Source organism: Rhodobacter flavimaris, from assembly GCF_021378075.1.
In the GTDB taxonomy this organism is placed as follows: Bacteria; Pseudomonadota; Alphaproteobacteria; order Rhodobacterales; family Rhodobacteraceae; genus Rhodobacter; species Rhodobacter flavimaris.
This window is the reverse complement of sequence record NZ_JAJUOS010000001.1, coordinates 411,852-426,623: the sequence shown is the minus strand read 5'-3', so window position 1 is coordinate 426,623 and position 14,772 is coordinate 411,852. Positions and strand designations below refer to the sequence as shown.

Here is a 14,772-nt window from a genome sequence, read left to right as displayed (position 1 = left end):
TGTGGAAGGGCCGGGATCAAGTGCCATCCGTCGGGCGCGACAAGGGATGGTGGCGCAGCACCAGCTCCTTGAGGTGCTCGTCGAGAACATGGGTGTAGATTTCGGTTGTCGAAAGGTCGGCGTGGCCCAGCAAGGTCTGGATCGCGCGCAGGTCTGCACCGCCTTGCAGCAGATGCGTCGCAAAGGCGTGGCGCAGCACGTGGGGCGTGACACGCGCGGGCGAGATACCGGCCGCGACAGCGATATCCTTGAGCAGCCCGTGGAAGCCCTGCCGCGTCATATGCCCCTCTTTGCTGGCCGAGGGGAACAGAAAGCGCGAGGGCGGCGCGCGTCGGCTGATGCGCGCCTCTTCCTCGGCTGCATCGCGTAGTTGGATCCAGTCGCCAAGCGCCTCGCGGGCCGGGGTGGACAGGGGCACCATGCGTTCCTTGCCGCCCTTACCTCGGATCAGCAAAACCGAAGGGTCGCCGCGTGCCGCCGAGACGGGCAGCGAGACCAGTTCGGTCACGCGCATTCCGGTGGCGTAGAGCATCTCCATCAGGCAGCGGTTGCGGATCTGCTCGGGCAGGCTGCGGCCTTGGTCGCGGGAAGCCTCCAGCAGCGCGTCAACCTCGGCGACGGTCAGCGTCTTGGGTAGGCGCTTGGCCTTGCCCGGACCGCGCAGCCGGATGGATGGGTTGTCGGACCGCCAGCCTTCCTCGTAGGCGAAACGGAACAACTGCCGGATCGCCGACAGGCGCCTTGCGCGGGTCGATTGGGCAAGGCCCTCGGCCTCGCAGCGGATCAGGTATTGCTCGATATTGGCCTGTGTAAGCGTCGCGAAGCTTAGCGATTTCGCGTGAACATAGTCGTAGAACACATTGAGATCGCGCCCATATCCCAAAAGCGTGTTGCGCGCGGCACCGGCCTCGGCGGCCTGTGCTTCGACAAAGGCGGGAATCCAGCGCGGATCTGGCGGCGCGCTCATCCGCGGCGTTCCAAGATGATCAGTTGCAGGCCGGTGCGGCGGGCCACATCTTCAAGCCCGGCGTAGCGCATCAACGTCAGCCCGGTGACCAGACGGCGATAATCGCCCTTGGCGCCCTCGGTGATATCGTCAATGGCGTTCAGCAGGGCCTCGCCCAGTTTGCCCGGCACGAGATCGGCATAGGGCGCAGGCACCTGGCCGGGCGTAATGTCGAAGACCTGCTTTAATGCAAGGCCAAGTTGGTCCTGCGCGGGAATGCCCGTCGTGCCACCTTGCGCGATCCCGATCAGCAGTCGTTCGTCCAGATTGGCCGCGCTGCGCGCTGCGGCAATGTCCTGATATTCGTCTGTCAGAAGGCCGAGGCGGAAGGCGAGCGCGCCTGCGTCCCCCTCAAGGCCCGTCTGCGCGACGCGGGTGCCAAAAAGCGCGGCCAGCGCGGGTTCCAGTTCAAGCGCCTGCATCGCCTCATAGGCCGCAGGCAGCACCTCGACCAGCGCGTCGGTATCTTCGCTCTCAAGCGCCGCGTCGAGATCGCCGATGATCCGCACACGATCCCAAACGCCACCCGAGGCCGCCGCCCGGCGCTCGGTGTAAAGGCCCAACAGCTGGTTGGGGTCGAGCGCGCCCATGCGCGTCAGCCGTTCTGCCGCCTCGATCCGCGCCTTCCAGCCGGTGTTCGCACGCAGGTCCGACTGCGCGAAGGCGACCGGCAGGGGGCCGGTCGGCATCGGCTGGCCGATGGCCTCCATCATCCGAAAGACGAGGGGCGAAGGGCGGCTTGGCGGCGGCAGATCCTCGGTGTCATCCGCAAGCTCGGGCTCCAGAAAACGCTCGAGCAGTGCCGCGACTTCATCGTCGATCTTGCCAAGCGCGCGACCTGTCCCGAAAGTCAGTACCGCGGTATCCCAGTTGCCCTGCCGCGCAAGGCAGAAGATGCGGGCCGAGTAGGAGGGCGCGACCGAGGGCGTGCGCTCCATGATCTCGCAGGCGGCGTCTTCCTGCCCTAGCAGAAGCGCCACGTCGAAATGGCGGCGGAAAATCTCGGGGTCGGTGGGGTCGGACTGCTCAAGCATCGCCAGCGCCGGTTCCAGCGCGCCCAGATCCAGCAGCCGGTCGATGCGCGCCAGGAACAGCACGTTGCGCCCGTCGGGGGCGCTCAGGCGAGGGGGCTGGAGTTCTGCCAGCAACAGTTCGATCAGCAGCGACTGGATGGCGGGCAGAGTGTCCAGACGCTCCTTGCGCAGCGCCTCTGCCAGATCGGTTTCTGGCGTGTTCCCCCAAAGCCCGGGGGGAAGCCCGGTCTGCGAGGACGGCAGCAGGCCCAGCCCGTTGGCCGAGGGCCGATCGAGCGAGCTGATTGCGACATTCTCGGTGCCAACGCCTTCGGTCACGGGCGGCTCGCTCAGCGGCTGTCGCGGCGCTGCGGAGGTGCCGGAGCCCATGACGGCCGGCGTTACGACAGAGCGCGACAGCCAGTCGATCGCCGACATCGGCTGTGTTTCGGCCGCAGCGGACGAGGCGAGAAACGCCCCGAAAAGAATGGGAATCAGAGCTCTGCGCTCAGTTGCCACTCGTGCCCCCCGGCAGGGTGATCTCGACCGTCTGCTCGGAGCTTTCCGGGGACATGTCGCCGAAATAGGCGAAGCCCACGACGGCCAGCGCGCCCAGAATTACCAGCGTGAGAATGGCCTTGAAGATGCGCCCCATGGTCTGCCTTTCGTTTCTTCTTTTGGTTCGGTGCGGTTCGTTTTGCCCGATGGGGGCCGGAAAGCCCATATCCGATGCGATTATATATGGCATTTCTTGGAAGTTCACGCCATTCAAGGCGCAGAAGATCACGATTGCGCAAGGGACCGCCGATTGGCGCGATTTTGCGCAAGCCAGACGGAGACCTGACGTGCCCAAGACGAGTTCCAGACCGCCAGCCCTGCGCAAGACGGTTGTCCTCGTGGGGATGATGGGGTCCGGCAAGACGGCGGTGGGCACAGCGCTGGCGCGTCTGCTGGGGGTGCCTTTTCTGGACAGCGACGAAGAGATCGTGAAGGCCGCGCAAATGTCGGTGGCCGAGATTTTCGAGCGGGATGGCGAGCCGTTCTTCCGCGCCCGCGAATCGGAGGTGCTCGAGCGACTGCTTTCGGGCCCGCCTGCGGTGGTCTCGACCGGCGGTGGGGCGTTCATGTCGGAGCGCAATCGCGAAATGATCTCGCGGCTTGGGGTCTCGCTTTGGCTGAAAGCTGATCTTGAGCTGCTATGGAACCGGGTGCGCCACAAGAACACGCGCCCGCTTCTGCGCACGGCCGACCCGAAGGCCACGTTAGCCAATCTTCTGGCGCAGCGAGAGCCGGTTTACGGCCAGGCTCAGGTGGTCGTCGAGGCAGAGGCCGGGCTGCCGATCGAGGCGATGGCGCAGAAGGTCGCAAATGCTTTGCAGGCCCGGGGTGGCCTGTTCGAGGAGGAATAAGATGCGCGAAACGGTGCGGGTTGAGCTGGGCGAGCGCGCCTATGAAGTGCGGATCGGCTCGGGGCTGGTGGCGAATGCCGGGGCCGAGATTGCCCCCTTGCTGCGCCGGCCCCGCGTGGCGGTGATCACCGATGAAACCGTGGGCGCCCTGCATCTTGAGGCCCTGCGCGCCGGGCTTGGCAATGTCGAGATGGTCAGCCTTGCCCTGCCCGCGGGCGAGTCCACCAAAAGCTGGCCGCATTTCGCACGCGCCTGCGAGTGGCTGCTGGAACAGAAAGTCGAGCGCAAGGATATTGTTGTTGCTTTTGGCGGCGGTGTGATCGGCGATCTCGTTGGTTTCGCGGCGGCCGTTTTGCGGCGCGGTGTCCGTTTCGTCCAGATCCCGACCACGCTGCTGGCGCAGGTTGACAGCTCGGTTGGCGGCAAGACCGGGATCAACGCGCCGCAGGGCAAGAACCTGATCGGTGCCTTCCACCAGCCCTCGCTGGTGCTGGCCGATATTGACCTGCTCGACAGCCTTCCCAAGCGTGATTTCCTGGCCGGGTATGGCGAGGTCGTGAAATACGGCCTTCTGGGGGATGCGGCCTTTTTCGACTGGCTCGAAGCCAATGGCCCGCTGCTGGCGGCAGGCGACAAGGTTGCGCGACTGCGCGCAGTGACGCGCTCGGTCGAAATGAAGGCCGAGATCGTGGCGCGCGATGAGACCGAAGAGGGCGACCGCGCGCTGTTGAACCTCGGGCATACCTTCTGCCACGCGCTGGAAGCTGCCACCGGTTATTCCAGCCGCCTGTTACATGGCGAGGGCGTGGCCATCGGCTGCGCGCTGGCATTTGAGTTGTCGCAGCGTCTTGGCCTGTGCAGCCAAGAGGCGCCCAGCCGTGTGCGGGCACATCTGGCCGCCATGGGGATGAAGGTGGACTTGGCCGATATTCCGGGCGATCTGCCGGATAGCGAGGGGCTGATCGAGCTGATGGCGCAGGACAAGAAAGTCCTCGACGGCAAGATGCGCTTCATCCTCGCGCGCGGGATCGGACAGGCTTTCGTCACCTCGGACGTGCCGCGCGACGTGTTGAAAGCCGTGCTCGACGACGCGCTGCGCGGCCGTCAGGGCTGAGCTGCACCCTAGTCGAACTGCGCCGTGCGTCGCATCAGCAGCGCGGCGGCGGCCGAGCAGATCAGCGTGGCCAGGACGATCGGTGTCGCGGTTCCGTTGAACAGCAGCCCCACCGGCGCCGCGATCAGCACCGCGCCCACGGTCGATACGGCCGTCACCGCCGAGGCCACCATACCCGCGATATGGCCCATCTTCTGCATCGCGAGCGCGTTCAGGTTGCCGAAGGTCACGCCCGCCATGAAGAACACGCTGACCGACCACGCAAACATCGTGGCAAAGCCAATTCCACTCTGGGGCAGCCCCAGCATGAGCAGCCCGAGCATCAGCGCAGATGACGCCACCTGCATGAGATAGGCTGCGCTCACGATGGGGCGCATGCCCACATGCACGACGAAACGGGCGTTCAGCACCGATCCGGTCCCTGCCAGCAGCGCCATCAAGGCGAACCACTTGGGGAAGCTGTCGCCCGCGCCGTAGGCTGCGAAGAGTTGCTGGGACGAGGACAAAAGCGCGAACATCTGCCCGAAACCGAGCGTCAGGACCACTGCGTAAAGGCGCACCTCGCGATCGGCGAACACCTCGCGGGCGCCCGCAATCAGCGTGGTGGGCCGCAGCGAGCGGCGGGCTTCGGGCGGGAGGGTCTCGGGTTGGCGGATATTGACCCAGGACAGGCCGAAGATGCCGAAGACGACAAAGGCCCAGAAAACGCCGCGCCATCCGCTCAAGTGAATGATCAACGCGCCGATGGAGGGTGCAATCGCGGGAACGAGGATGAAGATCATCATGATGATCGAGGTCACGCGCGCCATCTCGCGACCCGCGTAGATATCGCGCACCAGCGCCATCGAGACGATACGGGGCGCGGAGGCTCCCAGTCCCTGGATGAAGCGCGCAGCTAGAAGGGTTTCCAGGCTGCCGGCCTGTGTCGCGAACACGGCGCCCACGATGTAGATCAGGATTCCAGCGGTGATCGTGGGCTTGCGCCCGAAGGCGTCCGAGATCGGCCCCACCACGAAAGTGCCAACCCCCATGCCCAGCACGAAGGCGGTCAGCACCAGTTGCGCGCTGTTCACATCCTCGGGCGAGAGCGACGCCGCGATCTGCGGCAGAGCGGGTAGCATGGCGTCGATCGAAAAGGCGACGGTTGCCGTCAGCGATGCGAGCATTGCAGTGAATTCGGGCAGGCTGAGGTGCCGCGAAGCGATGGGCGATGAATTGGTCACAGAATATGTCCTTCTACGGCGCCTAACTTAGCGCCGCGCGTGTCGAAGGCCATAGGCGCTTGCGCACCGCCCCGCGCAGGGGGCTGTGCAGAAATGCTCAGTCGGCAGGTTTGTCCTGCGCCGTCAACTCGTCGATGACCTGAAGCCACGTCTCGGTCGGCTGTGCGCCCGACAGAACGTATTGGTTGGCGATGACGAAGGTTGGCACGGCGTTCACACCGCGTTCGCGCGCATGGGTTTCACGCTCGGCGATCACGTCGAGATCGGCATCCGAGGCGAGCAGGCGGGCTACCATGTCGCGGTCCATGCCGATCTGTGCACCGATATCAGCCAGAACCTCGGCATTGCCGATATCGCGCCCCTCGCGCCAATAGGCGCGCATCAGCGCGGCGAAGGCGGCGGTCTGACGGCCCTCGATCCCGGCCCAATGGATCAGTCGATGCGCGTCGCGGGTGTTGGGCATCGTCTGGATCGCGGCGACGTCCAGTTCGATCCCGGACTCTTTCGCGGCTTCAAGCACTTGCACATAGTAGCGCGCGGCGTCGGCACGGCCGAATTTGGCCTCAAGATAGGCCGGGCGGGGCATCCCGCCCGCAGGCATCGCGGGGTTCAGCTGGAACGGATGCCAGGCGATGACGAAGGGATGGTTCGGCCGGGCCTCCAGCGCGCGGTCAAGCCGTGCCTTGCCGATCAGGCACCATGGGCAGACGGGGTCGGCGAAGATATCGAGGCGGATCATGGGGCGGTCTCCGGCGGCACAGGCCAGTCCGCGCGCAGGGCGCGGCGGTCGATCTTGCCATTGGCGTTGCGGGGCAGGGTGGCGACGTGGCGCCAAAGACGGGGCTGTTTGTAGCGCGCAAGATTTTGCGCGGCGTGCTCAGTCAGGGCGGCCTCGGTGGCCGGTCCGGTCCAGGCAAGCGCTATGACCGAGGCCTCGGCCTTGACGCGGATCTCGACCGCGGCGACCTCTCCAGCATCGGGGCACGTGGCCATCGTGGCCTCGACCTCAAGCGGCGAGACCCGGAAGCCGCCAGCGTTCATCATGTCATCGTTACGCCCGAGGTAGGAGATCGCGCCATCCTCGGCCATTGCAACGCTGTCGCCGGTCAGAAACCATTCGCCATCGGCGGTGAAGCGGGAGGCGGTTTCCTCGGGTTGCTCCCAATAGCCAAGGAACAGGCCCGGGTCGGCGCGGTGCACGGCCAGGATGCCAGCCTCACCACGGGCCACGGGCGCGCCGGTCTGGTCCAGAACCGCGATGCTCCGGCCGTCTTGCGGGTAGCCCATCGCGCCTTCGGGGGCCGGGCGTGTGGGCGAGGCCGAGATGAAGGTCGAGCATTCGGACATCCCAAGTGCCTCGAAAATCTTGGTGCCGGTCGCCTCGTTCCAGCGCGCACGGACCGAGGTGGGCATGGCCTCACCCGCCGTCAGGCAATGGCGCAGGCGCGGCAGGGACAGATTCGCGTGATTCTTGAGGATTTGCCTGTAAACACCCGGAACAGCAGCACAAATTGTGGCATCGAAGCGACGCAGCAGCAGCGGTAGCTGGTCGGGTGTTACTCCCGCACCGGGGATCAGGACGGTTGCGCCAAGCGTCCAGGGGTCCATCAACCCGGTGCCGAGCGTATAGGTCCAGTTGAAGGCCCCGGCGTGCAGCAGGCGGTCAGCGCCCGTCATGCCATACCAGCCCTGATGCATCATCTGGCGCGCCCAGATTGCGCGATGGGCATGCATCACGGCGCGCGCCCGCCCCGAGCTGCCCGAGGTGTAGATCAGGTAAGCCAGCCGGTTCGGATCGCCAATGGCGTAGTCGCAGGGCGGCAGAGCCTCAAACCCGCGCAGCTGCGCCTCGGGGATGATCGGTGCGGGCCAGTCGGGCAGGGCGATCCCATCTCCGGCAATCACTGCGGCGGGGCGGATTTCCTGTGCGATGCGGGTCACCTCGGGCACCGTCAGCTGCGACGAGGTCGGCACGGGCACGAGGCCCACGGCAATGGCGCCAAGGAAGGCCACGGGAAACTCGGGCGTATTGCCAAGCCGCAGCAGGACGCGGTCGCCGGGGGTAAGGCCCGCGGCCAGAAGCCCGGTGCCCGCGCCACGCACGGCGGCCTCAAGCCGGGCATAAGACCAACGCTCGGCCCCGGTGGGGCGCAGGATCTGCATCGCGCTGCGTTCGCCCATGCTTGGCGCGCAGGCCAGCACATGCGCCGCAAGGTTGAAGGCGGCGGGCGGCGGGGCAATCGGGGGCGAGGCATGGACAGCGATCATATAGGTCTGCTACGTCCAAGCCGGTTGCGATGCAAGTCAGAGGCCAGGATGGGCGAGATCGAGCAGGCTAAAATCATACGCATCGCGCGCGAGAGCGGCGAGGAAATCTCGCCCGAGCCGATCGACCTGGCCTCGCGCGTGCGCGAGCTGCGCCGCGCCCGTGGCTGGACGCTGGAGCAGGCCGCGAATGCGGTGGGACTGGCGCGCTCGACCCTCTCGAAAATCGAGAACGGGCAGATGTCGCCGACCTATGAGGCGCTGAAGAAGCTGGCCGAAGGGCTGGAAATCTCGGTCCCGCAGCTGTTCACGCCGCCCTCGAAGGGGCAGGTGATGGGGCGCATGGCGGTCACCAAATCGGGCGAAGGTGCCGCGCATATCACCACGACCTATGAGCATGAATTGCTGGCCGGCACGCTGCGCACCAAGCAGATGCTGCCGTACCGCGCCCGCATCCGTGCCCGCAAGGTCGAGGAGTTCAACGGCTGGGTGCGCCACGACGGGGAAGAGTTCCTCTACGTCCTGACGGGTGTCGTGCGCCTCTACACCGAGTTCTATGAGCCCGTCGAACTCAAGCGCGGCGACAGCGCCTATTACGACGCCTCGATGGGCCACAACCTGATTTCGGTCAGCCCCGAGGATGCGACCGTGCTCTGGGTGACGTCGCTGACCTGATCACTCGCGCCCGTCATCGCCAAAGCGGGAATCGTCGTCATATTCATCCTCGCCCTCTGGGACGAACTTGGCCGAGAGCGCGATGGAGTGGTTATCGTGGCGCGGGTCCATCACAACGTCCGAGGGCAATTCGCCCATCATCCATTCGCGGATTTCCTCGCGCGCGTCGCCGGGCTCCTGGCCGGACAGTTCGGCGATATAGGCGATGAAGGCGCGCTGATCGCCGTCGATCTCCTCAAGCTCTGCCTCGTCGGCGTCAGGCCAGCGATCCAGAATGGCGTCGTAAAAGGCTGCCCAGTTTTCCTGTATGTGATGCCATTTCATTGACAACTCCTTGCCGGGGCGCGACTCCTCCATTCGCGCGCCCTTGGCAAAGTTTGCGCCTCAACGTCTCGAAAGAAAAGGAAAATCGCGCGGGCAGGCGGCGTCAGAACCAGCCCTGAACCGTGCGCGCGCCGCTGGAGACGTCATCGCCCACGCCCGCCACGGTGTTACAGCCAGCCAATGCCGCCGCCAGGGCCGCCAGAAGGATCAGTTTCTTCATTGCGCTTCCTCATACCACCAGACATCGGGCTGAAAGCCCGGCCAATCCCCGTATAGCGGAAGCCGCTCGGGGAAGTGAAGTTCACGAATATGTGCCAGCCGCGACACGCGCGAATACCAGCTGGGGATCACGTAGCGCCCCGCTGTCAGGATACGGTCGAGTGCCTGAGTCGCGGCGATGAAATCCTCGGTCTCGCGGGCGCTGACCATGGCGGTGACCATGACCTCTGCGGCGGGCACGTTCATGCCCATCCAGTTGCGCGAGCCAGGCTCGGTCACGCCGCGCGCGCCCCAGTAAAGCATCTGCTCATTGCCCGGCGAGAGCGAGAGCGCGCGGACATACCATGCCATGTCGAAGTCATAGGCGTTCGTGCGCGCGGTGTACTGCGCGTCGTCGATATTGGTCACCTTCGGGAAGATCCCAAGCCGCGAGAGCGCCTCGACGTAGATATCAACCACCGATGAGGTCTCGGCCGCGCCCTGTTGCAGGACGATCTCGAAGGTGAATGGGGTGCCGTCCGCGTTCTTCAGAACGCCGTCCTTGTCCACCTGCCAGCCGGCTTCCTCGAGCAGCTTGATCGCCTTGCGGGTATTACCGCGGTTCAGCTCGGACCCGTCGGAGACCGGCAGTTCGTAGCCGGCGATGACGCCCGGCAGCAGGTCGGCGGCGAAGGGCGCAAGTAGTTCGGCAACCTTGCCCTGCGCTGCCCCCGGCTGCATCCCCAGAACCGAGTTCGAGAAGAACGAGGTGATGCGCGGCTCGCTGCCATCATTCAGCGTGGCGTTGATGAATTCGAAGTTGAAGGCGAGCATCATCGCCTCGCGCACGCGCCAGTCCTCAAAGACCGGCTTGCGGGTGTTCATTACGAGGCCCTGGATACCCGAGGGGCGCTGGTGCGGGATCTCGGATTTGACGACGCGGCCATCCTGCACCGCCGGGAAGTCGAAATCGCGCGCCCATTTCGCGGCGTTCGTTTCGCGCCAGGTGTCGATCTCGCCGCCTTTGAAAGCCTCGAAGACGACCCCGCCATCGCCGAAATAGTCGTAGCGGATCTCATCGAAATTGTGCTGGCCCCGGTTGAAGCCCAGATCCTTGCCCCACCAGTCGGGGTTGCGCTTGAGGCTGATGTATTTGCCCTGCTCGACGCGGTCGATCAGATAGGGGCCGGAGCCGACGGGCACGGTCTGCGTTTCCTCGGCAAAGGTCTTGCCCTCCCACTGCGCCTTCTTGAGCACCGGGCGCATCCCCATCAGCAGCGCGAGTTCGCGGTCGGGCTCGGAGAAGGTGAAGCGCAGGCTGCGCGGGCCGGTCTGCTCCATCTTGGCCACCTTGCGCCAGGCGTTCTGGTAGCGCGGGTGGCCCTGGGAGCCGAGCGTCTCATAGGACCACATCACATCTTCGACAGTGACAGGCGAGCCATCCGAAAAGCGCGCGTTTTCGCGCAGGGTGAACTCGACCCATGAGCGTGCCTCGTCGGTTTCGACGCTTTCGGCCAGCAGACCGTAAAGGGTGAAGGGCTCGTCGTAGCTGCGGCCCATGAGCGATTCGGTGACATAGGCGGAAATCCCCTGCGCGGCGCGCCCGTTGAGGATCCAGGGGTTGAGGCTGTCAAAGCTACCCGATTCGCCCATGCGGATTCTGCCACCCTTAGGAGCCTCCGGGTTGGCATAGGGAAGGTGGGTGAACCCCTCGGGCAGGGCAGGTGCGCCATACATGGCAATTCCGTGCTGCGGCTCTGCCCAGGCGGCTGCCCCAAGCAATACAGGGCTCAGCGCCAGCAACGAGGCCCGAAGAGCACGACAAATCACCGATTTCACCATTGCGACACACCCTGTTTCGCGTCCGAATTTGGGTTGCAAGCTAAACGCCGACGCGGGGTTAGGCAAACTTTTCCCTTGGATAGGCGAGAGGTTAGGCGTATATAGAAAGCACTGCTCGATAGGTTTCTTGCCTGTATGAAACCTGCCTCATGACTTAACGCCCGCCTCGTGCGGGCGTTTTTTTATGCCCTGATCGCCTCCTCACAGTTTTTTGTTCAAGCGGCATGGATATTGCTGCGCAGTCGGATAATCTCGCGCCGGAAATCCGTTGGAAGGAGAGAGATGACCATGACGCTCAAGGGGAAAACCGCCATCATTACCGGCTCTAACTCGGGCATCGGGCTCGGCGTGGCGCGGGAGCTGGCAAGGGCGGGGGCGAATGTCGTGCTGAACTCCTTCACGGACCGGCCCGAGGACCACAAGCTGGCCGAGGATCTTGGCAAGGAATTCGGCGTCGTCGCGCGCTACATCAAAGCCGATATGTCAAGCGCCGAGGAATGCCGCGCGCTGGTCGAGCAGGCGGGTATCTGCGACATCCTCGTGAACAATGCGGGCATCCAGTATGTCTCTCCGATCGACAAATTCCCGGCGGACAAGTGGAACGCGATCATCGCGATCAACCTCAGCTCCGCCTTCCACACGACGGCGGCGGCGCTGCCGATGATGCGCGAGGCCGGTTGGGGCCGCATCGTTAATATCGCCTCTGCGCACGGGTTGACGGCCTCGCCCTACAAGTCGGCCTATGTCGCGGCCAAGCACGGCGTTGTCGGCCTGACCAAGGTGACCGCGCTTGAGACCGCCGAAGAGCCGATCACCTGCAACGCGATCTGCCCGGGCTACGTGCTGACCCCGCTGGTCGAGGCGCAGATCCCCGATCAGATGAAGACCCACAACATGGGCCGCGAAGAGGTCATCAAGAAGGTGATGCTTGAACGTCAGCCCTCGCGCGAGTTCGCAACGGTCGAGCAACTGGGCGGCACCGCCGTCTTCCTGTGCTCGGACGCGGCGGCGCAGATCACCGGGACGACGATCTCGGTCGATGGCGGCTGGACGGCATTGTAATGAAAGCGGCGCCGGGGCAGGGCCTCGGCGCCGTATTCCCTTACTGCGGGGCGCGCTCTTTAGAGCCGGGCTTGTCCTGAGTTTTCGGCGTGGGATAGACCAGACCGGCCGAGATGATCAGCTTCGCCGCATCCTCGACGCTCATGCTCAGATAGGTGATCTGCGACTGCGGAACGAATAGCAGGAAGCCCGAGGTCGGGTTCGGCGTTGTCGGCAGGAAGACCGAAATCAACGGATCGTCCGGGTCGCTCGTATTGGCGATCTCGCCCTTCGCGCGTGAGGACACGAAGGCAACGGCCTTGAGGCCGGGCCGCGGGTATTCGATCAGGCAGGCCTTGTCGAACTTGGCCTCACCCTGCGACAGCACGGTTTCGGCGATCTGCTTGAGCCCGTTATAGACCGAGCGCACGACCGGCATCCGGTCCACCAGCCGCTCGCCCGCGCGCAGCAATGAGCGCCCGATCAGCCCCTTGGCAAGCCAGCCCACGATGATCGTGAAAAGCAGGAAGATCAGCACGCCGATGCCCCGCAGGTTGATGCCGATATATTGCTCGGGGCGCCACGGGTGCGGCACCATCGGCAGCACCCAGCTATCGACCCAGCCGGCGACAGTCCACATGATCCATACGGTGAGGCCGATCGGTGCAATGACCACCAGCCCCGTCAGGAATGAGGCCCTCAGCCCCGCGAAAACGCTTCTGCGGCGGTGGGGCTCGGGTGGCGGCGTGGTCATGTGGTGATCCCTGTGGGTGTTTCCCGTTAGTTAGGGGCGCCCAATTCAAGGCGCAATGGGCGCGCTAACGCCGCACGCAGATTTCGGCCGCGATGCGGCTTGCAAGCCGCGCATTGTTCAGAACAAGGGCGATATTCGAGGCGAGCGAGCGCCCCTCGGTCAGCTCGAAAATGCGTTGGAGCAGGAAGGGTGTGACCGCCTTTGCTGCGATGCCTTGGGCGGCAGCCTCGGCCAACGCGGTTTCGATCACCGGCACGATCTCTTCGCGGGCGATTTCAGCCTCGGGCGGGATCGGGTTGGCTACCAGTTGGCCGCCGCTCAGGCCAAGTTGGGCGCGCATCAGATGCGCCTCGGCAATCTGGGCCGCGGTATCGGCGCGCAGCGGAGCCTTGAGGCCCGAGTTGCGCGACCAGAAGGCGGGAAACTCGTCCTGGCCAAACGCAATCACCGGCACGCCATTGGTTTCCAGAACCTCGAGCGTTTTCGGCAGGTCGAGGATCGCCTTGGCGCCCGCCGCAACAACCGTGACCGGGGTCAGGCCGAGTTCCACGAGGTCGGCCGAGATGTCGAAACTTTCCTCGGCCCCGCGATGCACGCCACCGATGCCGCCCGTAGCGAAAACGGGGATCCCCGCCAATGCCGCGCAGATCATGGTAGCCGCGACGGTCGTCGCCCCGGTCCCGTTCGCGGCAAGGCAGACAGCCAGATCGGCGCGGCTGAGCTTCATGACATCCTCTGCCTGTGCAAGACGTTCCAGCTCTTCGTCGGTCAGGCCGATATGGATATGGCCGCCCATGATCGCGATGGTCGCGGGGGTGGCGCCTGCGGCGCGCACCTCAGCCTCGACCGCGCGGGCGGTTTCAAGGTTCTGCGGATAGGGCATCCCATGCGTGATGATGGTGGATTCGAGCGCCACGACGGGTTTGCCTGCATCAAGTGCTGCGCGGACTTCGGGGGCGAAGGTGAGGGGGGCAGTCATATGGCCATTTCTCCGGAAACGTAACGCGCCGCAGCCTTGAGGGCGCGGTCAAGGGCTTCGGCGCGGTCTGCGCCGTCGCGTTCGGCGACAAGATGCGCCGCCATGAAAGTATCGCCTGCGCCAGTGACGCGGGTCACCATGACGGGGGGCGGGGCGGCAACGAGAACGCTTTGCTCATCCCCGATCCGCGCGCCGTCGGCGGCAGCCTTGCCGCCATCGGTCACCAAGGCGCGGGTGGCCCCGCGGGCGAGCAAGCCCCGCGCGGCCGCCTCGGCGCTGTCGAAGTCGCGCTGACACAGGATGCCGGCCTCTTCGAGGTTCACATAAAGCGTTGTGCGCGGGTGGCGCAGCAGGGGCGCGAGACGCTCGGCCTTGCCGGGGCTGGCCGGGGCCACGCGCAGATCGGCCTGCGCGAACAGGGGTGAGCGCGCGATTTCAGACAGCAACGCTTGGGTCAGGTTGCCATCGAGCGCGATAGGGCCGGACCACGGGGCCTCGGCGCTGCCAAGGCGGCCATCGCCTAGCGGGCGCAGGATCTTGTCGCCCGCCTGCTCCAGCGAATGCGCATCGGCTATCGCGGCGATCAGGCCGTTCGCGCCCTCGATCGCCATATAGCGGTCAGTCGGTAGATCGTCCGAACGGTAGAGAAAACGGCAGTCGATGCCCTGTACCTTAGCCTCGGCGATCAGGTCGGCGCCCTGGCTGTCGCGCCCGATGGCCGTCAGGATCGCTGGCCGCAGGCCAAAGCGCGTCAGCGTCATGGCAATATTCATCGCCACGCCGCCCGGCAGGCGCAGGATATGGCCTGGTACATCGGAGCCTGCGCGCATATGAACCGAGGCGCGCCCTATGATGTCCCACAGGACCGAGCCAATGCAAAGAATGTCTGGTTTGTCTGTCATGCCTCTTGGTGCATCTCATTGTTGAGC

At 65.1% G+C, this 14,772-nt stretch carries 16 protein-coding genes; 4 read left to right on the top strand and 12 right to left on the bottom strand.

Features of this window, described 5'->3' with window-relative positions; translation table 11 throughout:
* Positions 1–16: 16 nt before the first annotated feature.
* From LZA78_RS02120 to LZA78_RS02110, 3 genes are all read right to left on the bottom strand, one after another.
* Positions 17–967: a site-specific tyrosine recombinase XerD gene (locus LZA78_RS02120; RefSeq protein ID WP_233675293.1), complete on the bottom strand. Its 951-nt coding sequence runs from the start codon at positions 965–967 to the stop codon at positions 17–19.
* The gene (locus tag LZA78_RS02115) at positions 964–2,457 is read right to left on the bottom strand and encodes a hypothetical protein (protein ID WP_233675292.1); all 1,494 of its coding nucleotides are present in this window, start codon (positions 2,455–2,457) and stop codon (positions 964–966) included. The genes LZA78_RS02120 and LZA78_RS02115 overlap by 4 nt, the downstream gene beginning before the upstream one ends.
* A gap of 70 nt (positions 2,458–2,527) precedes the next feature.
* Positions 2,528–2,674 (bottom strand): hypothetical protein, encoded by a 147-nt coding sequence (locus LZA78_RS02110; protein WP_233675291.1) that lies wholly within the window; start codon positions 2,672–2,674, stop codon positions 2,528–2,530.
* Positions 2,675–2,864: 190 nt separating this feature from the next.
* Here LZA78_RS02110 and LZA78_RS02105 point away from each other — a divergent pair, with 190 nt between their 5' ends.
* Both LZA78_RS02105 and aroB read left to right on the top strand, forming a co-directional pair.
* Positions 2,865–3,428, top strand: coding sequence for a shikimate kinase (locus LZA78_RS02105; RefSeq protein ID WP_368861006.1), 564 nt, complete (start codon positions 2,865–2,867; stop codon positions 3,426–3,428).
* 1 nt (position 3,429) lies between these two features.
* Complete coding sequence (gene aroB, locus LZA78_RS02100; RefSeq protein ID WP_233675290.1) at positions 3,430–4,542, top strand: 3-dehydroquinate synthase; 1,113 nt, start codon at positions 3,430–3,432, stop codon at positions 4,540–4,542.
* 8 nt (positions 4,543–4,550) lie between these two features.
* Here the strand turns inward: aroB and LZA78_RS02095 are convergent, their stop codons facing one another.
* The 3 genes from LZA78_RS02095 to LZA78_RS02085 form a co-directional block, all read right to left on the bottom strand.
* Positions 4,551–5,708, bottom strand: a complete 1,158-nt coding sequence (locus LZA78_RS02095; protein WP_233675289.1) for a multidrug effflux MFS transporter — start codon at positions 5,706–5,708, stop codon at positions 4,551–4,553.
* 154 nt (positions 5,709–5,862) lie between these two features.
* Positions 5,863–6,504, bottom strand: a complete 642-nt coding sequence (locus LZA78_RS02090) for a DsbA family oxidoreductase (protein WP_233675288.1) — start codon at positions 6,502–6,504, stop codon at positions 5,863–5,865.
* Positions 6,501–8,033 carry a class I adenylate-forming enzyme family protein gene (locus tag LZA78_RS02085; protein WP_233675287.1) on the bottom strand — a complete coding sequence of 511 codons (1,533 nt, stop codon included), beginning with the start codon at positions 8,031–8,033 and terminating at the stop codon, positions 6,501–6,503. The genes LZA78_RS02090 and LZA78_RS02085 overlap by 4 nt, the downstream gene beginning before the upstream one ends.
* A 48-nt stretch (positions 8,034–8,081) precedes the next feature.
* Between LZA78_RS02085 and LZA78_RS02080 the strand changes: the two genes are divergently transcribed.
* Positions 8,082–8,705, top strand: coding sequence for a helix-turn-helix domain-containing protein (locus tag LZA78_RS02080; protein ID WP_233675286.1), 624 nt, complete (start codon positions 8,082–8,084; stop codon positions 8,703–8,705).
* Here the strand turns inward: LZA78_RS02080 and LZA78_RS02075 are convergent, their stop codons facing one another.
* The 3 genes from LZA78_RS02075 to LZA78_RS02065 all read right to left on the bottom strand — a co-directional run bounded on the left by LZA78_RS02075 (position 8,706) and on the right by LZA78_RS02065 (position 11,069).
* On the bottom strand, positions 8,706–9,029 hold the full coding sequence (locus LZA78_RS02075) for a hypothetical protein (RefSeq protein ID WP_233675285.1): 324 nt from the start codon (positions 9,027–9,029) through the stop codon (positions 8,706–8,708).
* 103 nt (positions 9,030–9,132) lie between these two features.
* Positions 9,133–9,249, bottom strand: a complete 117-nt coding sequence (locus LZA78_RS02070; RefSeq protein WP_233675284.1) for a lipoprotein — start codon at positions 9,247–9,249, stop codon at positions 9,133–9,135.
* Entirely contained in the window at positions 9,246–11,069 is a 1,824-nt protein-coding gene (locus LZA78_RS02065) for an extracellular solute-binding protein (RefSeq protein WP_233675283.1), read from the bottom strand. Before LZA78_RS02065 ends, LZA78_RS02070 begins: the two co-directional genes overlap by 4 nt.
* Before the next feature lie 288 nt (positions 11,070–11,357).
* Here LZA78_RS02065 and LZA78_RS02060 point away from each other — a divergent pair, with 288 nt between their 5' ends.
* Positions 11,358–12,131 carry a 3-hydroxybutyrate dehydrogenase gene (locus LZA78_RS02060; RefSeq protein WP_233675430.1) on the top strand — a complete coding sequence of 258 codons (774 nt, stop codon included), beginning with the start codon at positions 11,358–11,360 and terminating at the stop codon, positions 12,129–12,131.
* A gap of 40 nt (positions 12,132–12,171) precedes the next feature.
* On the opposite strand, the gene LZA78_RS02055 is transcribed toward LZA78_RS02060, so the two are convergent.
* The 3 genes from LZA78_RS02055 to LZA78_RS02045 form a co-directional block, all read right to left on the bottom strand.
* Positions 12,172–12,864, bottom strand: a complete 693-nt coding sequence (locus LZA78_RS02055) for a DUF502 domain-containing protein (RefSeq protein WP_233675282.1) — start codon at positions 12,862–12,864, stop codon at positions 12,172–12,174.
* Between the two features lie 64 nt (positions 12,865–12,928).
* The gene (locus LZA78_RS02050) at positions 12,929–13,843 is read right to left on the bottom strand and encodes a pseudouridine-5'-phosphate glycosidase (protein ID WP_233675281.1); all 915 of its coding nucleotides are present in this window, start codon (positions 13,841–13,843) and stop codon (positions 12,929–12,931) included.
* Entirely contained in the window at positions 13,840–14,745 is a 906-nt protein-coding gene (locus LZA78_RS02045) for a PfkB family carbohydrate kinase (RefSeq protein ID WP_233675280.1), read from the bottom strand. The genes LZA78_RS02050 and LZA78_RS02045 overlap by 4 nt, the downstream gene beginning before the upstream one ends.
* Positions 14,746–14,772 lie beyond the last annotated feature (27 nt).